At 67.1% G+C, this 19,268-nt stretch carries 11 protein-coding genes; 5 read left to right on the top strand and 6 right to left on the bottom strand.

Annotation, left to right across the window (positions count from 1 at the left end; genetic code table 11):
- Positions 1-64: 64 nt before the first annotated feature.
- On the bottom strand, positions 65-3,571 hold the full coding sequence (locus tag Q5H92_RS15875) for a DUF7948 domain-containing protein (RefSeq protein ID WP_305012527.1): 3,507 nt from the start codon (positions 3,569-3,571) through the stop codon (positions 65-67).
- 367 nt (positions 3,572-3,938) lie between these two features.
- Between Q5H92_RS15875 and Q5H92_RS15870 the strand changes: the two genes are divergently transcribed.
- Complete coding sequence (locus Q5H92_RS15870; RefSeq protein WP_305012526.1) at positions 3,939-5,144, top strand: endonuclease/exonuclease/phosphatase family protein; 1,206 nt, start codon at positions 3,939-3,941, stop codon at positions 5,142-5,144.
- A 93-nt stretch (positions 5,145-5,237) separates the two neighbouring features.
- On the opposite strand, the gene Q5H92_RS15865 is transcribed toward Q5H92_RS15870, so the two are convergent.
- Positions 5,238-5,867, bottom strand: a complete 630-nt coding sequence (locus tag Q5H92_RS15865; RefSeq protein WP_305012525.1) for a DUF6624 domain-containing protein — start codon at positions 5,865-5,867, stop codon at positions 5,238-5,240.
- 212 nt (positions 5,868-6,079) lie between these two features.
- On the opposite strand from Q5H92_RS15865, the gene cysS reads away from it, so the two are divergent.
- The 3 genes from cysS to Q5H92_RS15850 all read left to right on the top strand — a co-directional run bounded on the left by cysS (position 6,080) and on the right by Q5H92_RS15850 (position 10,327).
- Positions 6,080-7,621, top strand: coding sequence for a cysteine--tRNA ligase (cysS, locus tag Q5H92_RS15860; protein ID WP_305012524.1), 1,542 nt, complete (start codon positions 6,080-6,082; stop codon positions 7,619-7,621).
- Positions 7,622-7,741: 120 nt separating this feature from the next.
- Positions 7,742-8,776: a M28 family peptidase gene (locus Q5H92_RS15855; protein WP_305012523.1), complete on the top strand. Its 1,035-nt coding sequence runs from the start codon at positions 7,742-7,744 to the stop codon at positions 8,774-8,776.
- Positions 8,777-9,004: 228 nt separating this feature from the next.
- Positions 9,005-10,327, top strand: a complete 1,323-nt coding sequence (locus Q5H92_RS15850) for an alpha/beta fold hydrolase (RefSeq protein WP_305012522.1) — start codon at positions 9,005-9,007, stop codon at positions 10,325-10,327.
- Positions 10,328-10,462: 135 nt separating this feature from the next.
- On the opposite strand, the gene Q5H92_RS15845 is transcribed toward Q5H92_RS15850, so the two are convergent.
- Positions 10,463-11,833 carry a peptide-N-glycosidase F-related protein gene (locus Q5H92_RS15845; RefSeq protein ID WP_305012521.1) on the bottom strand — a complete coding sequence of 457 codons (1,371 nt, stop codon included), beginning with the start codon at positions 11,831-11,833 and terminating at the stop codon, positions 10,463-10,465.
- 112 nt (positions 11,834-11,945) lie between these two features.
- Here Q5H92_RS15845 and Q5H92_RS15840 point away from each other — a divergent pair, with 112 nt between their 5' ends.
- Entirely contained in the window at positions 11,946-12,077 is a 132-nt protein-coding gene (locus Q5H92_RS15840) for a hypothetical protein (protein ID WP_305012520.1), read from the top strand.
- Between the two features lie 81 nt (positions 12,078-12,158).
- On the opposite strand, the gene Q5H92_RS15835 is transcribed toward Q5H92_RS15840, so the two are convergent.
- The 3 genes from Q5H92_RS15835 to Q5H92_RS15825 form a co-directional block, all read right to left on the bottom strand.
- Positions 12,159-15,737, bottom strand: coding sequence for a CUB domain-containing protein (locus tag Q5H92_RS15835; RefSeq protein ID WP_305012519.1), 3,579 nt, complete (start codon positions 15,735-15,737; stop codon positions 12,159-12,161).
- A 477-nt stretch (positions 15,738-16,214) separates the two neighbouring features.
- A complete protein-coding gene (locus tag Q5H92_RS15830) occupies positions 16,215-16,499 on the bottom strand; it encodes a hypothetical protein (protein WP_305012518.1) in 285 nt (94 codons plus the stop codon).
- Between the two features lie 231 nt (positions 16,500-16,730).
- The gene (locus tag Q5H92_RS15825; protein ID WP_305012517.1) at positions 16,731-19,256 is read right to left on the bottom strand and encodes a T9SS type A sorting domain-containing protein; all 2,526 of its coding nucleotides are present in this window, start codon (positions 19,254-19,256) and stop codon (positions 16,731-16,733) included.
- Positions 19,257-19,268 lie beyond the last annotated feature (12 nt).

Genomic DNA, 19,268 nt, shown 5'->3' with positions numbered 1-19,268 from the left:
GGTAGAGATGCTTCGACAAGCTCAGCATGACCGTGTCGGCATTTTTCAACTCGCCCTTGGCACCTTAGCGGCGCACCTCCACCCAGCCTTTTATCTGGCGGTTGTCGGTGTCGCGCAGCAGGTAGTAATAGATGCCGTCGGGCAGGTTTTTAGCGTCCCAGTCGTACTGATAGTCATTGGACTGATACACGCGCTGGCCCCAGCGCGAATACACTTCCAGCGAAGTGGGCAGGCAGCCGATGCGCGGCTTGAAGGTCTGGTTCAGGTTGTCGCCGTTGGGCGTGATGATGTTGGGCACCAGCACTTCGCCCACTTCCACGGGCGCAAAGCCGGTGAGCACCTCGCAGTTGGCGTAGCGGGCCGTGAGCTGCACGCGGTAGGAGCCCGGTTTGTCGTAAAGATGGGTGGGCGTGGCCTCGATGCTGGTGGGGCTGCCGTCGCCAAAGTCCCAGAGGTAGCTGGCGCCGGGGGCCAGCAGCACGGGCGTGAGCAGGCATTTGAAGGGCGCCAGGCCGGCGTATTGCGGCAGGGCCGTGCACACGGGCAGGTTCAGGCCCACGTTCTGGTTGGAGGTGGGGGCCAGCACCACGGTGCGCTGCACGGTGGTCTGGCAGGGGCCTTCGGTCACGGTATAGCTGAGGGTAAACACGCCGCCGCGGTTGTTGGTATTGGGCGGCGTGAAAAAGCCGCTGGCCGACACGCCCGGGCCGCTCCACACGCCACCCGCCGGCGCAAAGCCGCGCAGCTGGAACGGCTGGCGCTGGTCGGCGCACAGGGTGGTGTCGCGGCCGGGCGTGGCGGTGGGCGGGCGCGTCACCACCACTTGCCGGGTGCTGGTGCCGCAGCCCAGCGAGTCGCTCACGCTGTAGGTGATGGTGTGCGTGCCCACCCCCGCCGCGGCCGGGCTGAAGCTGCCGCCACTCACGCCCGGCCCGCTCCAGCTGCCGCCCGCCGGAGTGGCCGCCAGCGGCACGGCGCCGCCGGTGGTGCATTGCGGCGGCACCGCGGCAATGGCCGGCACCACGGGCGGCGCCACCACGTAACGCACCCCGCGCGTGCTGATGCAGGTGCCCGTGGAGGCCACCGAATAGGTGATGCCGTACTGGCCCGGGCCCACTGCGGCGGGCACAAACCGGTAGCCGCCGCCCGGCACAGCCTGCACGCCCGGCCCGGTCCAGGTGCCGCCGGTGGGCGTGCCGCCCAACGTCACCGGCCCATTGTCCAGGCACACGAAGCGGCGCGGGCCGGGGTCGGCCTGAATGATGTCGAAGGTCATTTTGAAGGCGCCGTTGTTGCAGTTTTGGCTGCCGTTGCGGGTGGTGAAGGTGCCCGCGTTGGGCGGCGCCGGGAAGCCTTGGTTGCCGCCGCAGCTGGCGCACATGGCCTGGTACACCACGCCGCGCTTGTCGAAGCGCGAGGTGCCGCCGTCCACGTGGTCGGCCGCGCCCCCGGTTTGCCCGAAAAAGGTGGCGTATTCCACCCCCGTCATGCCGGCCGAGAACTGGGCCAGGTAGAAATCGGAGCCGTCGGTGGTGCGCTGCAGGGCGTTGGCCGTCACGGGCAGGCCGGTGGTGGTGCCGCCCAGCCACTGGCCCAAGTCGTTGTCCTCGCCGCCCCAGCCGCTCACGTACACCCGCTCGCAGTCATCGACCAGAAAGGCCGTGGGCACGATGTTGGGGCCGCCCAGGGGGCCGCTGCGGTGGCCGAAAGTGGTGCTGAAGATGCTGGCCGTTAGGTCGGGGTTCAGCTTCTGAATGAAGAGCGAGCCGTTGGCCGTGCCGTAGAGGCCCGGCGTGGTCGGAAACGCCCCCAGCGTCTGGCCGAACAAATAGGCGTTGCCCGCCGCATCGAGCTGCAGAAAATGCGCCTGGTCGTAGCCGCCCGTGCCGATGTAAGTCACCCGTTCCAGCGTCAGTCCGTCGGCGCTGATGCGGGCCGCGAAGCCGTCGGTGCCGCCCGGCCGAGTGGCGCGGTAGGCCCCGGCCGTGGCTGGCAGTGTGGGCGAGGCCGTGCCGCCGGCCACATAAACCCGGCCCTGCGCGTCGCGCTGCAGCGAATAGGCCGCGTCTTCGCCGGTGCCGCCCAGGTAGCCGGCCCATACCACCAGGTTCAGACTCGGGTTGAGCTTGGCCACCAGCGCGTCGCTGGCGCCGCCCGTGGCCCCTACGTTGAAGCCCGTGTTCAGGAGCGGAATACGCGCCGTGGTGTTGGAGGCGATGTACACGTTGCCGGCCCCGTCGAGCAGCACGTCGCCCCGAAACACGTCGCCGTAGTTCACGGCCAGCAGCGAGCCCCCGCGCTGCACGCCGTCGTTGCCGGAGCCGCCCAGGTAGGTGCTGGCCTGCAGCGCGCTGCCGGTGGCGCTGAGGCGCGCAATCACCAGGTCGGCGCCGTTGGGCATCTGGTACTGCGCCGACGTGGAGGGGGAGTTGAAGGGGTTCAGAGGCGTACCGCCGCCGAAGCTGCGTTGGGCCGCCCCGGTGGTGGTGGGGAAGTCGGTCGACGACGTGCTACCGAGAATCACCAACTCGTCCTGCGCATTCACCACCAGGCTGGAGGGAAATTCGGCGCTGTTGCCGCCTAGGTAAGTGGCCCACACCCGGGCCGCGCTGCCCGTGGTGCTGGTGTTATACTTAATGAACGCCATGTCCTCCAGGCTGCTGAAATTGGCCTGGTAAGCCCCATTCGTAGTCGGGTAGCCCACCCCGAAGGCAATGCCGCCGGAGTAGAGGTTGCCGGCCGCATCGTAGGTAGCCGTGAAGCCCCAGTTGTCGGCCGCCGAGCCAGTGAGCGTCGAAAACTGCACCGTGGGGTCGATGGTAAGGGCGCGGCTGCGGTCATATTGGCCCAGCGCAAAGCTGACGGTGTTGCCGGTGAGCACGAAGCGGCAGGGCACGGCCTGGCGCTGGCCGGCGGCGTCGGTTTGCCAGGCTTGCGGGGCGCTTTCGGTGGTGGTGGCCACGGTGGTTTTGATGACGAGGTTGCCGGCCGCGTCGAGGCTCAGGCTGCTGGCACCGTCGTAGCGCAGGGCCACGCGGGCGGGGTTGGCGCGCGGCGCCAGCAGCACGTCGTACTCCAGGCGCTGCCGGGCGTTCTCATACAGCGTCAGGCCGATACCGGGCCATAGCTCCTCGTAGCGCAGGCGACGGTAGGCGGCCACGTGGCTGGCCCAGTGCTTGGCGTCGGCGCCCACGAAGTAGTTGCGCTCGCCCGCGGTGCGGGTTTCGGCCGTGAGGCGGGGGCGGGCGTTGGCTTTTTCAAAATGCACGGTGTAGGCGTGGGCCGCCGCGCCCGCGCTGGGCTTGGCCGCGCCGTGGTGGTGGCTCAGCAGGGCGGGGTCGACGAAACTATAGGTGAGGCCGTCGCGCAGCACAAACAGGCGGCCCGAGGGCAGGGCGGCTTCGTAGCGCACCGGGCTGGCCCACTGGCCCTGGTTCTGAATAAATTCGAGGCTGGGGTTGCCGGGCTCGCCGGGGGCCGTGGCCCGGGCCGGCCGGCTTCCGGCCAGCAGCAAAATCAACAACAGCGCCGCCCGCAAGGGCTGGCAATCAACGCGGAGAAGTAGAGGCATACGAGCGCCAGAGGCAGAAAAGGACAAGTTGGGACCCGCCCGCCACGTGGCGCGGGGTCTGGGTTTTTGCCGAAACGGCGAAGACGCAAAATTCGTGCAAGGTTGCGGCGAATTCCGGGCCAGCCGTCAGGCCGAGGGTATTTGAGGCCTCTTTAAAATGGGCCTTCATGTCGAAAAATAGGCCGTCATGTCGAGCGCAGCCGAGACATCTCGCGTGCCGAAGTAATCCAATCGTCAGTGTTTACTACCACACGCGAGATGTCTCGGCTGCGCTCGACATGACGTGCTGTTTTGAAGCGGCACTTCTCAAGCCGAAGCGGCGCTTGCGGGGCCGGCGCTACCTTTGCGGCTCCGTTTGCTCAGTGCCGTGCGCCGCTCTTTCGCTTTCAAAATAACCTTGTTCACCTTGGGCTGGCTGCTGCTGGCCATTGCCTGCGAGCAGGTGCCCGCGGCGGCTTTCTGGCCGGTGGTGTTCGGGGCCCTCACCACGCCGGTGGCGCTGGTGTGCACGGCACTATTGGCCCTGTACTGGCTGCGGCGCAACTGGCGGGTGGCCGTGCTGCCCATTGCGGCGCTGGCCCTCACCTGGCCCCACGTGCAGCGCGGGCTGGCTTTGCACCTCACCGCGCCCGAAATGCAGGGCGAAACCCCGCCCGGCGGGGGCCGCCCCGTGCCGTTGCCGAAGGTGGACATGCCGCGCTCACGGTTTTTCGCGGTGCACCCCAACGAGGTGTCGATGCTGTCGGCCAACGTGCGCATTTTCAACGTGTATGCCCAGCTGCGCGAGCCCAATAATGCTTCCTCCACCGGCCTGATTCGCTGGCTGGCCACCAGCCCGGCCGACGTGCTTTGCCTGCAGGAGTTCTACAACGAGCCCCACGGCTCGGGGCAGGACAAGGACGTTTTCCGGTCCGAAGAATACCTGGGGCGCAGCAGCGGGCGGCACTCGTTCGTGTCGGTCACGCTCACCAACGGCATCGGGGCCGAGTTCGGGCTGGCCATTTTTTCGCGCTTTCCCATTGTGCGGCGCGGTACCATCACCTTCGGCAAAATTTCGCAAAACCACGCCATGTGGGCCGACGTGGTGCGCCCCGCCGCCCGCACAGGTCGCGGCCGCCCCGACACCATTCGCGTTTTCAACCTGCACCTGCAAAGCATGAGTATGGCCGATGCCGACATCGCCGCCGCCACCCAAAGCCGCGCCGGCCTCCGCCAGAAGGCTCCCAACCTGCTGCGTCGCTTCCGCAACGGCGCCGTGGCCCGCGGCACCCAGGTCGACACCGTACTGGCCCGCGTGGCCCGCTCGCCCTACCCCGTGCTGCTGGCCGGCGACCTCAACGACCTGCCCTATTCCTACCCCTACGACCAGCTGGCCGACCACCTGCAGAACGCCTGGGCCACCGTGGGCCTCGGTATTGGGGCCACATACAATGGCCGCCTGCCCGGCCTGCGCATCGACCAGCAGTTTGCCGGCAAGCAGTGGCGGGTGCTGGGCTGCCAGGTGCACCGCGAAATGAAATGGAGCGACCATTTTCCGGTGGAAGGGCTGTACCGGCTGTACCGGCTGAAATAAGGAACAAGGTCGAGCCCGGCCGGATATGGCTTCGGCCCTGCTTCCGTCCGGGGGGCTTGATTAGCTGGCAGCATGCTTCCAGCTCTGATTGATTTACTGGTTGGGGGCCTTGGGCGTGTTCATCTCCACGTGCATTTGGGTCATCATGCGCAGGTAGTTTTCCAGCGGTTCCATCCCGATGGCGGCGCGGCGCTGATTGACCCGGGCCGGGTCGCGCAAGGACTTGGGCACGGCCTGGCCCAGGCCCGGGCCTTTGTATTCGACCTGCGTGCCGTACTCTTCGGGTTGGCCCGTGTTGATGGCGACCCGGTCGGTGAGGTAGGCGTAGTTGGAGGAGTCGGCGTTTTTGCGCTTCACTTCGGGCAGCATCAGCTTAAGTACCTGCTGCTGAAAAGTGGGGTAAGCATCGGCGTGCTGCACCAGGAGCCAAAAGTTGTTGGCGCTTGTCTTGCCCACCTGCCTGATGCCGGGGTAGCCGTACCGACGCACTATTTTTTCCAGCAAGGGCTGATGCCGAGCGAAATTCTCCTTTTCAACCTGCACCAGGTCGCGGCCGGCGCTGTCCGGCTCCTGCTTGAACATACGCTGCATGGGCCACTGGTCAACGTAGGCCAGGCTGTCGAGCGTTTTGCTCAGCTGCGGGTACTGCACGGCCGGCGTGCTTTGGGCGACAGCCTCCCCCACGCTCCCAATGACGAATGGCAAAAGGAAGAAATACTTCATGGCGCAATAACGTCAGCCGCAGGCTGGTTCGTGTCCGGCGCGTTGGGATGGCACCCAGGAGTGGCGGCTTTGTTGCCTGAGTAGCAGCGGTTGCGGGCGATTCTGTAAACGGACGGTTGCTCAATTCAACCGGTTGGGTTGCACAAAAGGCCCTGATGTTTTGTTGATGCCTCCCCGCCGCCGCACGCCGCGCGGCCCGCTACCTTTGCACCATGTCGCTCACGCTCTACAACACGCTTACCCGCAAGAAAGAAGAATTCCAGCCCCTGCACGCGCCCCAGGTGGGCGTGTATCTGTGCGGCCCCACGGTGTATAGCGAAGCCCACCTGGGCAACGCCCGCGGCCCGGTGGTGTTCGATGTGCTGACGCGCTACCTGCGCCACCTGCAATACCAGGTGCGCTACGTGCGCAACATCACCGACGTGGGCCACCTCGAAAGCGACGCCGACACCGGCGAGGACAAGATGGAAAAGGCCGCCCGCGCCGCCCGCATCGAGCCCATGCAGGTAGCCCAGCACTTCACCAACCGCTACCGCCAGCACATGCTGGGCCTCGGCTGCCTGCCGCCCGACATCGAGCCCCAGGCCAGCGGCCACATCATCGAGCAGATTCAGGTGATTGAGGAAATTATCAACAATGGCCTGGCTTATGAGGTGAACGGCTCGGTGTATTTCGACGTGCCCAAGTACAACGAGGAAGGCAAGCGCTACGGCAAGCTCTCCAACCGCAGCATTGAGGACCAGCTGGCCGGCACCCGCGCCGGCCTGGAGGGCCAGAGCGAGAAGCGCAGCCCGCTGGACTTTGCGCTGTGGAAAAAGGCCTCGCCCGAGCACATCATGCGCTGGCCCTCGCCCTGGGGCGAAGGCTTCCCCGGCTGGCACCTGGAGTGCTCGGCCATGAGCCGCAAGTACCTCGGCGACCTGAGCGACATCCACGGTGGCGGCCTCGACCTCATGTTTCCGCACCACGAATGCGAAATCGCGCAGAGCCAGGGCAGCCACTCGCACACCGACGAGGCCCGCGTGTGGATGCACAACAACATGATAACCGTGAACGGCACCAAGATGAGCAAGAGCCTGGGCAACTTCGTGCTGCTAGGCGACATGTTCAAGGGGCCGACCGGGCCGCTGGCCTTCGGCTACTCGCCCATGGTGGTGCGCTTCTTCCTGCTGCAGGCCCACTACCGCTCGCCCGTGGACGTGAGCGACGACGCCCTGCAGGCCGCCCGCAAAGGCTACCGCAAGCTGATGAACGGCTTGCGCCTGCTCGACCGCCTCACGGCCGACAGCCTTTCGTCGGACGTTATTCGCGACCGTACGGTGGCGCCCCTGGCCGAAGGCAAGCAGCCAGACACTGCCGCCGGCGACGCCGAGCTGCGCAAGCTGGTGGCCGACGTGTTCGTGGGCCTGAACGACGACCTGAACACCGCCCGCGCCATTGCCAGCTTATTCAATCTGCTGCGCAAGTTCAACACCCTGGCCGCTACCACGGCCGCGATGGCCACCGTTTCCTCCGCCGCCCTCACCGAAGCCGTGGACGCCTACCGCGCCGTGGTAAGCGACATCCTGGGCCTGCAGGACGAGCCCCGCGCCAATGCCGAGGAGTTGCTCAAGCTCACGTTGGAGTTTTACACCGAAGCCAAAGCCGAGAAGGCCTACGACAAGGTAGACCAGATTCGCGGCGCGCTCAAAAGCCAGGGCATCGTGATAAAAGACACCAAGGCCGGCGTGGAGTGGGCGTATAGCGAAGAGTAAAGGCTTTCTTAACGGAGTAGGGGCGGGGCTTGCCCCCGCCCGGCTAATAGAACGACGGCCTATGTTCGTTCAATTTCATCGTTCAACCGTCCGGGCGGGGGCAAGCCCCACCCCTACAGCATGACCATTCGTTCCCTTCGCCTTCCCCTCGCCGCGCTGGCCGGCCTGCTCGTCCTCACCGGCTGCCCGGACAAAACCAAGACAACCGAAACCGCCGACACCAGCGCCCCGGCCGCGCCCAAGCTGCCCAAGGCGCCGGTGTTCAACGCCGACTCGGCCTATGCCTTCACGGCCAAGCAGGTGGCCTTTGGGCCGCGCGTGCCCAACTCCAAGGCCCACGTGGCCTGCGGCGACTGGATAGTGCGCAAGATGAAGGGCTTCGGGCTAAAGGTGATGGAGCAGCCCTTCAATGCGATGACGTTTGACGGCACCAACATCCGCTGCCGCAATATCATCGCGCAGTACCAGCCTACGGCGGCGCGGCGCGTGGCCATCTTCGGCCACTGGGACACCCGGCCCTTTGCCGACGCCGACAAGACCAAGAAAAACGCCCCCATGGACGGTGCCTCCGATGGCGCCAGCGCCGTGGCCGTGGCCATGGAAATGGCCCGCGTGCTCAGCCAACAGCCCGATTCGCTGGCTCCTAACGTGGGCGTCGACTTCATCTTCTTCGATGCCGAGGACTGGGGCCACGACGACACCACCCAGCAAGGGCTCAAGAACCAACTCGACGGCAGCGGCACCGACTCGTGGTGCCTGGGCTCGCAGTACTGGACCAAAAACTTGCTGCCCGCTGGCTACAAGGCCGAATACGGCGTACTGCTCGACATGGTGGGCGCCAAGGGCGGCACCTTCACCCGCGAAGAAACCTCGCGCACCAACGCCCGCGGCCCGCTCGACAAAATCTGGAACACGGCCGCCACGCTGGGCTACTCCGACTTCTTCCTGTTCCAGGACACCGGCGGCATCACCGACGACCACGTGTACACCAACCGGGCCGGCATCCCCACGCTGGACATCTACGACCACCCCAGCTACGGCAACGACTACTTCCCGGCCTACCACCACGCCACCACCGACAACATGAGCATCATCGACCGCAAGACGCTCAAAGCCGTGGGCCAGACCATGACGCAGGTGCTGTACATCGACTAGGGTTTGGCAACAGGTGCTCTGAACGTCATGCAGAGCGCAGCGAAGCATCTCGCGTGCCGTCACCAACTCAAACAAATACGTCCTTGATTATTGTTGCACGCGAGATGCTTCGCTGCGCTCTGCATGACATTTATTCTCAGAAAGCAACCATTTAAAAACGGCCAGCCGGGCAACCAGCTGGCCGTTTTTGGTATCACCAGGGCGCAACCTTCTTTTCCCTCGCTGCTTTTGAAACACCTCTGGCTCCTCCTCGCGCTGCTAACGCTCTGCCTGCCCGCTGCCGCCCAGTCCAAGCTAAAAACCCAGGTTAGCACCACCTTCTTCTTTCGGCACTGGGCCGAGGTGCAGCCCTATGCCGGCAAGCCCTACCGCCTCTCGGTCCGCATGAAGGTGGAGGCCCCGGCCGGCGACAGCGCCGATGCCAACGCCTTCGTGGTGCTGTTCGACAAAAACAAGAAGTACCTGGGCAGCAGCAAGCTCGGCCAGATGCGGGCCAAGCGGCGCGACGGCCAGTGGCGCAGCTTCGCCTTCACCGGCACGCTGCCCAAGACGGCTGCCCGGCTCACCATCAACGCCTATGTGTACCTCAACGGCACCTTCGGCTACGACGACTTTAAGCTCGAAGCTGAGGTCAGCAAAGGCCAGTGGCAGGCCGTGCCGCTGCTCAACGGCGACTTCGAAACGGCCCGCGCCGACAGCACCAACGGCTTCCCCAACGGCTGGCGCCCGCTGTACTACAACGACGCCTACCGCTACGGCACGGCCGTCGAAGCCAGCGGCAACCACTACCTCGAAATCACCGGCCAGGGCGTGGTGAACTACGGCCACAACCCCGCCGCTGGCCACACGGTGGCCGTTAACGGCATCAAGCTCTACTACGAAACCTACGGGCAGGGTGAGCCCCTGCTGTTGCTGCACGGCAACGGCCAGTCCATCTCGGCCTTCGCCGGCCAGATTCCCGAGCTGGCCAAACATTACCAGGTCATTGCCGTGGACACCCGCGCCCAGGGCCAATCCACTAACGGCAAGCAGACGCTGACCTACGACCTGTTTGCCGACGACATGAGCGCGCTGCTCACGGCCTTGCACATTCCGGCCGCCCACGTGGTGGGCTGGAGCGACGGCGGCAATACCGGCCTGAGCTTGGCCCTCCACCACCCGCAGCAGGTAAAGCGCCTCGTGACCATGGGCGCCAACCTCTGGGCTGACACCCTGGCCGTGACGCCCGCCACCCTCAAAGAAGTGCACAAAGGCAAGACGATGACCACGCTGCTCTACCCCATCAACAAGCAGGCCCGGCAGGCGCGCCCGCTCATGGTGCTGCTGCTCGACTACCCGCGCATGAAGGCCACCGACCTGGCCGGCATCACGGCGCCCACGCTGGTGCTGGCCGGCCAGCACGACATGATTCAGGACGCCCACACGCGCCTCATTGCCGGCAGCCTGCCGCACGGGCAGGTCCATATCTTTCCCGGCCTGTCGCACTACGCCCCCCGCGAAGACCCGGCCGCCTTCAACGCGGTGGTGCTTGGGTTTCTGGGGCAACCGTAGGGGCGGGGCGTGCTATGTAAAACAGCCAACTAAAAAGGGCGAGCCCAGCGGCTCGCCCTTTTTAGTGTACAGAAATTAACGTGAACGCCGCCGGTAAGCGGCTGCTTGGGCGGCGCAGTCCGTGCGCGGCTGCGCCTACCGGGCCACCTGGAACGGGCGGGTAGCCACGCCGTCGGCAGTGTGAATCTCTGCCACGTAGGTGCCGGCGGCCAGGCTGCCGAGCGAGAGCACCAGTTGCGGCGCGCCGCTGCCAGCGGCCCGATGCACCACCTGCCCCAGCGCGTTGCGCACCACCACCTCCCGTACCAATGCGCCCGTCGGGTTGGCCAGCGTCACCAGCCCGGCCGACGGATTGGGGAAGAGGAAAAACGTCTCGGCGGCTCCACGGCCGCCGGCCAGCGTGCTCAGTGTGCCGCTCGTTTTGCCTTGCAGGTATACCGAAGTGGGAATGTCGCCCTGGCCGGCGGCGAAGACGGCCGTGGGTACGCGGATGCGGAAGCTGTGGGTGCCGGCCGATACGGCCCCCAGGTTGATGCGCCGGATGTCGATTACGTCGCCTGGGCACCAATTGCTGAAGGACTGCCACTGGGCGTTGGTGCGGGGGCTGGGGCCGTAGATGCCGTTGCCCTGGGTATTGTACTGGCGGAAGGGCTCGCACGATACGCGGCCCGGCGTGTAGCTCAGGCGCAGCACGTTGTCGAAATAGGCGTAGTGCACCCGGCGGTTGTATTCCTCGCCGCCGGAGTTGGCGCCGTGGTTGGAGGTGATGAGAAAGAGGGCCGCGTCGGTGAGGTTGGCCGGCACGTTCACGGTGACGGTGCGGGTGGTGCGGCCTAGGGTGTCGGTGGCGGTGGTCTGGTAGTTGTTCAGGCTGGCCTGAAACAGCAGCGGCAGCAGCACGTTGTTGCTTTGGGCGGCGGCCACCCCATCGGTGGTAAACACCAGCGAGCCGTAGAACACGTCGTTGCGGCCCGCGCAGCCGGAAATCTGCGTGTTGGCGGCGTAGGGCACGCCGAACAGTTGCAGCTCTACCCAGAAGTCGTACTGAGTGTTCAGGCTGGTTTCTTTCAGCAGCGCCGCCACGTTGCTGATGTCGTAGTCGTACGACACCGAGCTCGGGGACAGGTTCTTGTCCATGAACGGCGTGATGTAGCGGCCCAGCTCGATGTGCGGCACGTTGGCCGGCACGTAGGTGGTGGCCCCTTTGGGCACGAGCGCCAGGTTCACGTTGCCGATGCGGTCGTAGTTGTCGCAGGCGGCCGCCACGGTCACCCGCATGCTCAGCTGGGTGCCGATGGTCTGCAGCTCCGTCGTGGAGAGCGGGCGCGCATACAGGTCGTTGCGGAGCCGGGTAACGCCCGTGGGCGCCGGCGGGGTGGTGACAGTCGTGGCGTAGCCGTCGTAGTACAGCAGGCCGCTGAAGATTCGGATGGCGGTTTGGGCGGCCAGCGGCTGGCGGGCCAGCGCGAGCAGCACGACCCAGAAGAGGAGTAAGTGTTTTTTCATGCGGGGGGTGGTGGAGGGAGCTAACGACAAGCCGGGAGGTCGGCCCGCGCAACCTGTAGCGAAGATACGCGCGCCAACTGTTGCGCCTCGGCCGTAAGGCGAAATTAAAAGCGTGAAACCTAGCGAGGAAGAAAGCAGCAGCCAGAAGGTCCGCGCCACGCCCGGCCGCGCCCTGTTCGGGAAGCCCACCTCCCGCCGCACCCGCCGGGCCCGCGCGGCCGCCAGCAATGCCCGCGCCCGGTAGCGCGCTCCTTTCCTCCCAAACCAAAGCAGCCGCTGCCCCGGGCGGGGCGGCGGCTGCTTTGGTACTAAAACAGGGCGTTGCTTACTCCACCGTGAGGCGCACAGCCTGGCTGCCGGCGCGCACCACGTACACACCGCTGGCCAGCCCAGTGGGCAGCAGCAGCTGGGCGGTGCCGGCGGCATCGGCCGTGGCCATTGTTACGGTCCGGCCCAGCGCATCGTACACCGTGGCCACGGTGCCGGGGGCCGTGCCCGTGAGGGTGGCCGCGGTGTGAGCAGGGTTGGGGTAGAGGCTCAGGCGAACCTCGGCGGCCAGGGCCACGGTACGCACGGGCGAGTAGCTGGCGGTGCCGTCCGCATCTACCTGGCGCAGGCGGTAGTAGAGCAGTAAGGCGCCGGCCGGCAGCTTGCGGTCAAGCAAAGTGTAGGAGCTCAAGGCGCTGCTGTTGCCGGCTGCGGCTACCGTGCCGATGGCGGCGAATGCCTCGCCATTCAGGCTGCGCTCTACGTCAAAGAAGGCGCTGTTCTTTTCCGTGGCCGTGGCCCAGGCCAGGCGCACGGCGGCGGAGCCCTCGGCCGTGGCCGTGAAGGCGCGCAGCTCCACGGGCAGCGGGGCGGCTTGGCTGCCCAGCGTGAAGGTGCCAGCCAGCGTGCTCAGGGCGGTGCGGCTCACGGTGCTGCCGCTGCGGGTGCTGGGCAGCTGCGCCAGCCAGCCCGAAGTGGTGCCGGGCGTGGCAGCCCGGAACAGCGTCATATCAGCGGCCGCGATGCCGTTGCGCTCGTGGTTGAAGTAGTCGAAAGCCAGGTTCACGTTCAGGCCCGCGTTCAGGGTGGGGGCGATGGTGAAGAAGCGGCCAATGCCCTGGCGGCTCTGCACGCCCGTGACGGGGCTGCCCGTGACGCGGCGCACCAGGGTGCTGCCCGGCAAGGCGCTTCCGCTGGGCGTGAGGCCCAAGCCCAAGCCGCCGAAGGTGGTGGTGGCGCCGGCCACGTTCAGGTTGCGGATGGTTTCCACCGCCCCGATGACGTAGCTCGCGTCGGTTTCGGCAATGGTGGCCGTGGCCCCTAGCGTTACCTTAAAGCCGGTGGCGGCCACGGTGGCGCCCGTGGTGAGGGTGCCGCTGTTCAGGTTGAGGGCGGTGTTCACGGTGATGTCGCGGGCGAGCTGCACGGTGCCGCTGGCCTTATTCACGGCGAGAGTCGCAAACGAGGTGGCGGCCGTGCCGCTCACGGTTTGAGTGGCGGCGCTGCCGGCGAAGGACACGGTGCCCGGCAGAGTGGCCGTGCCGTTATTGGTGAAGTCGCCGTTCACCTGCAGAGTGGCGCCGGCGGCCACCGTGAGGCTGCTGCCGCTGGCAATGGTGATGCTGGCGGCAGTGAGGGTGCCGGTGGTCAGGTTCAGGGCGGGCGTGCCGCTGGGGATGGTGGCACTGGTGGTGGCGTTGGGCACTTTGCCGTAGCTCCAGTTGGCGCAGTCCTGCGGGTCGGCGCTCACGCTGCCGTTCCAGGTGGTAGCGGTGGCGGCCGCGGCGGGCGGGGCCACGGTCACGGTGGCGGCGGCGGTGCTCACGTCGCCGTTGGGGTTCAGGGCCACCAGGGTCACGGCGTTGGCCCCGATGGTGGCGCAGGCGTAGCTCAGGCTGGTGTCGAGGCGGCGCAGGCTGATGTTGTCGATGGCCGCGTTCACGTCGGTGCCGTTGATTTCGCTGCGGAAGCGCACCACCTGCGCGGCGGCCGTGGGCGTCACCACCACGCTGAAGTGCGTCCAGATGGGGCCGGGGTTGGTGCGGGTGAGCTGCACCACGCCGCCAAATTCCACCGCGAAGCCGGGCTGGGTTTCGCCGGGGTTCAGGCCGTCGTAGTTCTTGTAGTCGCCCTGCAGCAAATAGGGCACCCCCACGGTCAGGCCCGTCACCAGCTGGCTTATGGCCGGGTCGGTGCCGGCGGCGCCGTTGTCGTTCAGCACGAAGGTGCCGCCGGGGTTGCCATCGGCGGCGCGGTAGCCGCCGGCAAAGTCAATCTGGGTGGCCGTCCAGTCGGCGGCCGAGAGGTCGGTGTCGAAGCCGCCGTTTAGCAGCAGCTCGGTGGCGCTCAGGAAGTACACGCTGGCCGCGCCGCAGGCCGAGGTGCTGCCGTTGTTCACGCTGGCGGCGGTGGCGGTGGCCGGGCCGGTCAGGGGCAGGGCGGCGGCGTAGTTCTGGGCCGCGGCCGTGGTGCGGCACACCGTGAAGCTGGCCGTGGACGTGGGCGAGGTGGCCGCCGTGGCGCGCACCAGCTGCACCGTGCCGCTGGTGGCGCCGGTGGGCACGCTGGCCCGAATCTGGCCGGTGGCGCTGTTGTAGTTGAAGAAGGCCGACGTGCCGTTGAATTTCACGTCGGTGACGGTGCTCAGCTGCCCGCCCGTGATGAAGATGCTGGCTCCCGGCGAGCCCGAAGTGGGCGCAAACGTGAACGGCTCGACGCAGGCAATGGTGGCCTCCCAGCCCGTGTCGGTGGTGTTGACGTCGGAAGTAAACCGGACGGTGAGCTGGCCCGTGGCGTTGCTGGCCGTAACGGTGCCCGGCGAGGTGCTGCCCGAGTACTGGCCTATCAGCGGGGCGCTGGTGCTGGGGCCGTCGTAGATGTAGAGAAAGTCGTAAGTGTCTTCGGTGGCAAACGAGGTGAAGGCCAGCTGCACCGCCGCGCCCGCCGTGGCCGGCGTAAACACCTTCGTAAAGCTCTGGTTGTTGCCGTAGTTGCCGTTCACGTTCGAGTCGAAGAAAGTGCCCGCGCAGGTGGTCACGGCCGTGTTGCTCATGGAATAAATGGGGCCGGGCACGCAGGAGATGTCGGCCTCCCAGCCGGCGCCGGTGGTGCTGTTGTCGGAGTGGAACACCACCGTGAGCTGGCCCGCGGCGTTGGTGGCCGTGACGGTGCCCGGCGAGGTGGTACCCGAGAAGCGGCCAATCTGCGGGGAGCCGGTCGTGGGGCCGTCGTAGATGGTCAGGTAGTCGTAGGGCGTGCCGCCAAAGGTGCTGCCCACCTCCAGGTCGAAGGCCGAGAAGGCCAGCCGGACCGCCGCGCCTGCCGTGGCCGGGCTGAACACCTTGGTGAAGTCCTGGTTGTTGGCGTAGTTGCCGTTCACGTTCGAGTCGGTGAAGGTGCCCGCGCAGGTGGTCACAGCCGCGTTGCTCATGGGGTAGAAAGTGGTGTTCACGCACGACACCGTGGCCGCCCAGCCGCTGCCGGTGGTGCTATTGTTGGATACGAACAGCGCCGTGAGTTGCCCGCCCGCCGTGGTGGCCGTAATCACGCCCGGGTCGTCGGTGCCCTCGAAGCGGCCAATGAGCGCGGCGCCGGTGGTGGCCCCGTCGTAGATTTCCAGGTAATCGCGCGAGGTGCCGCCGCCGGTGGGGCCCTGCGTGGCAAACGCGGTGAAGCTCAGCCGCACCTTGCCCCCCGCCGTGCCGGGCGAGAAAGTCTTAGTGAAGTTTTCGTTGTTGCCGTAGCTGGCGCCGGCCCCGCCCGAGTCGTAGAACGTGCCGTTGCACGTCGTCACGGCCGTGTTGTTCATGAGATAGGCCTGGGCCTGGGCACGGGAGGCGCCGCTTAGCAGCAGCAGCAGGCCCAACAGCAGGCCGGGCCACGATGCCGGTTTGGAAATGGTAAAGAATGCTTTCATGAAGAAAAAAAGAGGATGGTAAGACAGACAGGGGGCAACTGCCGCCGCCCGGGAAATGCTCCCGCAGGAGCTGTTCTTTTCCGGGCGCTAAAAAGCAGCGCTGGCACATTCAGGGCAAAGTTACCAGCCAATTAGCCCAAAATCACTGCTATACCTCTGTTTTCTCAAAATATAGCCCTCGGCCAACACTGAAAAATACCGGTTGAAAGCCATGAAAAGCCTGTTGAAAATTGTACTAATGCCCTCGTCTAACCTCTCTACGTAACCAAAAGAGGCAGGCCCCAGGCCTGCCTCTTTGCATAATAAACAGAACAATATCTTCGGTGGGCCGACACTCGTGCCCGGGCCGCCGGCACCGGAGGAGCTACTACCACCAGCAGTCAGGCCGCTACCCGCCGGCCTGTCAGCCACCCTCAACACCAGGGCCCGGGACCCAACGCCGCCGGCCGGCACGGCCCAGGCGTCGGCCGGCGCGGCCTAACGGGTTCCCACTCCGCCGCCGCCCGCGCCGCTCAAGCGCGGGGTGTCTGCGGCGGCCGGTCCGCCAAAGAAGCCGCTGGCCGGCGCTGCCGGCCCGGTCGGAGCTGCACCGCCCACGCCGGCCAGCGGCAGGGCCCGGGCCGGCAGGGCGCTTTGGGCCCATGCCGCCAGGGGCGGCAGGCCGGCCAACAGTCGCAACGAACGTTGCAAGGGACTGGTGAGATGCCAGAGCTGGTGGCGGGCCGCGCTGGACAGGTGGGCCCGGGAGTTGCGTAAGCGCATGGCGCGGGGAGAGAATGAAAGCGATGAATATTCCACGGCTTCACCCGAAGCGGCGGCTGACAAGTGCAATTGCATCCAATAATTACACAAAGCTACCGCGTTACTGCAAGCAGCGGTATGACACAAAAGTGTCATACCGCCGGTCATGCCGCCGCCCCGCCCGAACACCAAAACAGCCGCCAACCCGGGTGGGTCGACGGCTGTTTTGGTGTTCGGGCGGGGCCTGACGGCCTACTCCACCGTGAGGCGCAGGGCCGCGCTGCCGGCGCGCACCACGTACACGCCCGCCGGCCGCCCGGCCGGCAACTGCAGCGCCGCCGTGCCCGAGGCGTCGGCAGTGGCCGAAGTCACGGGGCGGCCCAGGGCGTCAACCACTGTCACCGCTGTGCCGGGCGCGGCGCCCGTGAGCGTGGCCGCGCCGCCGGAAGCGGGGTTGGGGTAGAGGCTCAGGCCGACGGCCGCGCCGGTCAGGGCCACCGTCCGCACGGGCGAGTAGCTGAAGCTGCCGTCGGCATCCATCTGCTTGAGGCGATAGTAGAGCTGGGCCGCGCCCGTGGGCAGCTTGCTGTCGAGCAGCTCATAGGCGCGGGCGCTGCTGCTGCTACCAGCGGCGGCCACCGTGCCCCGGGCGGCAAACGTGCGCCCGTCGATGCTGCGCTCCACCTCGAAGGCCCGGCTGTGCGTTTCCGATGCCGTGGCCCAAGCCAGGCGCACGGCGGCGGGGCTTTGGGCCACGGCCGTGAAGGCAGTGAGCGCCACCGGCAGCGGGGCCGCGCCGGTGAGGGCGAAGAAGCCCGAGAAGCCCGACACCGCCAGGCGCACCTCCCAGCGGGCGGCGGCGGCGTTATACGTCACGGCCGCCGGCACCAGCAGCACCGACGCCGGCCCCGGGCCGGCCCAGCCGCCGTAGGTGCCCGGGGCGCCGCTGGCACTAGTGCCGTGCTGCTGGTTGATGCGCAGGTTGGCAGCGTAGCCGTCGGCATCGGCGGGGGAAGTGGGCAGCGACGGACGGGCGCCGCGGGCGGCGTTGTAGTCGTCGAAGTCGGCCTGGGTGAAGTAGAGCGTGGCCTCGGCCGTGGCCGTGGCCGCGTTGGCGGCGGGGCTGATGTCGTAGAAGCGGCGCACGTAGGGCTGCCGGTTGTAGACGGGCGTGGCGGCCAGCACCCGCACCGTGGCAATGGTGCTGCCAGCCAGCGTATAGGGCGGGGCGGCGTTGAGCTGCAGCAGCTCGCTCTGGCAGTCGGTGTAGGGCACGGCGGCGGCGCTTTGCACGGCGCTCACCGTGGTGGTGGCGGCCGGGATGGCGTTGGCCGGGCCGGGGCCGCCCGTGGCCTCGTAGGCGCCCAGGTCGGGCGCGGCGCGGCGGGCGTTGCCCACCGCGTCGGGCGCGGGGGCCGCCGCCGTGCCCAGGTTCACGGCCGGGCTGCCGCAGCCCAGGCGCAGGCCGTCGTCGGCGGTGCCGAAGCGGCCGTCAGGGCCGAGGGGGGCGATGCTGTTGACGAAGGCGGGGTCGGTGGTGTACACGCTGCCGGCCGGCGCCACTGTGTAGAAGTTGTTGGGGTTGGCGGCGCTGTAGTCCCGTATGATGCTGGAAGCCACGGTGAGCGAAGTGGTGGCCGCTCCTTTGAATAGCTCCTCCCGGCCCGGGACGGTGTTGTTGTTGGGCGTGGTGTTGTTGTACAGGATGCAGTCGGTGAGGGTGCCGCCGGCCGTGCTCCCCACAAAAATTCCCCCCCCGTAGCTGGAGCTCCCGCCGTTGGCCTGGTTGTTGGCAAAGGTGCAGGCCGTGGCCGTGAGGCTGGTGCCGTTGCCGCTGAACAGGCCCCCGCCGCTCACCACGCAGGTGTTGGCGCTGAACACGCAGTTGGTGAGCGTGCTGCTGCTGTTGCCGTTGCTGAGCACGCCCCCGCCGTTGTTCCCCGACACGTTGCCCGCAAACAGGCAGCCGCTGAGCGTGAGCGTCGCGTTGTTGTTGTACAGGCCGCCGCCGCCGCTGCCGCTGTTGTTGTTGAGGAAGGCACAGCCGGTCACGAGCGCGCTCCCGCCGGTGTTAATCATGCCGCCCCCGATGTTGGTGGCTGCGTTGTTGGCGAAGACGCAGTTGCTCACCGAGGGGTTACTGGTGTTGTTGAGCATTCCGCCGCCGTTGTTGCGTTGCAGCGTCAGGCTGGCCCGGCCGCTGGGTGCCACGGTGAGGGTGCCGGTGGTGGCGGCCTGGCCGCCCTGCACCGTGAAGCCGTCCACCACGCAGGCGCTGCTGCGGTAGAGCGTGAGCAGCACGTGGAAGGCATCGGCCGGGCCCGCTGGGTCCACGTCGCCGCTCAGCACGGTGGCGTTGGCCGCCGGGTTGCGCTGGTCGGCGCTGCTTTCGGTGCCGGCAAAGCCGCCGTAGAGCTTCACGTCGGCGTCGATGAGGTAGAACGTCCGGTCGCGGGCGGTGATGGTGGCCGACGTGGTGGGCGGCACCAGCGTGGGCACGTAAGTGCCGGCCTGCACCCACACCTCGTCGCCGGTGGCGGCCAGGTTCAGGGCCATCTGCACGTCCTTCTTGGCCGTGGCCCAGCTCAGGCCGTCGCCGCTGTTATCAGGTCGGGCCGCGCTCACGAAGAACACCCGGGCGTGGGCCAGCGGCCCCGCCAGCAGCAGCAGCAGCGCCAGCAGCCCGCCCAGGCGGGCCAGGGGGTAAAAGGAACGGCCACGGGACCGGAGAGGAGTGGCCGGCAACGCCGGGGGGGCAACGGGGTAACGCAGGGGCATATAAAAAAGGGT

Origin of the sequence: Hymenobacter mellowenesis (genome assembly GCF_030581005.1) — a bacterium.
GTDB classification, from domain to species: Bacteria; Bacteroidota; Bacteroidia; order Cytophagales; family Hymenobacteraceae; genus Hymenobacter; species Hymenobacter mellowenesis.
The sequence above is the reverse complement of the archived record's forward strand: the minus strand, read 5'-3'. Positions and strand labels throughout refer to the sequence as shown.